This window comes from Psychrobacter sp. 1U2 (assembly GCF_051847575.1).
This window is the reverse complement of sequence record NZ_JBPYDC010000941.1, coordinates 1-764: the sequence shown is the minus strand read 5'-3', so window position 1 is coordinate 764 and position 764 is coordinate 1. Positions and strand designations below refer to the sequence as shown.

General features: G+C 46.7%; 1 protein-coding gene. It reads right to left on the bottom strand.

The window, feature by feature from the left end:
* Positions 1-764: phosphoserine phosphatase SerB (serB, locus tag ACS8FD_RS19690; RefSeq protein ID WP_439277109.1), on the bottom strand; the 764-nt coding region annotated here is incomplete at both ends.

The following is a 764-nucleotide window of genomic DNA, read 5'->3' as shown; positions in this document are numbered from 1 at the left end:
ATAGAGTACGCCTTCAAGACCTGTGACGTTTACCGCTGCATCAGCACGGGCTTGGACAATAGATTTTGCATGATAAGCAACACCCAAATCGGCATTGGCCATCATGGGTAAGTCATTTGCACCGTCACCAACGCAGACCACTTGTGACATCTCTATGCCCATACGCTCAGCAATATGCGCAACAATAGACGCTTTTTTGGCACCATTGACGATAGGCATCTGCACATGACCAGTCACTTCGTCCTCTTCGATATCTAAGTTGTTGGCATGGACTTCGTCAATCCCCAATTGTTCAGCGACATAACGGGCAAAATAAGTAAAACCACCAGAGAGCAGTACCGTGTGGTAGCCCAGTGCTTTAAAAGCACTGATAGTGGTACGAGCACCTGTCGATAAAGTCAGCCGCGCACAAATATCATCCAATACTGTAGTAGAGATGCCTTCTAGTAATGAGACGCGCTGCACAAAGGATTCATCAAAATCAATTTCACCACGCATAGCGGCTTCTGTGATGGTTTCTACTTGCTCACCAACACCAGCAGTCTTTGCCAGCTCAACGATGACTTCTTGTTCGATCAAGGTTGAGTCCATATCGAAGCAGACAAGCTTATGCGTGCGCAGCATATGACCAATAGATAAGATGTGGCAGTCGACTACATTCATGCTGTCAATGCCCAGATTTTGGACACCACTATCCTCTTTCGCTAGATAGTTCTCTGCTAAGTCGTGACGCAGACGAGTCGTCAGCTGATCATCAATGATGT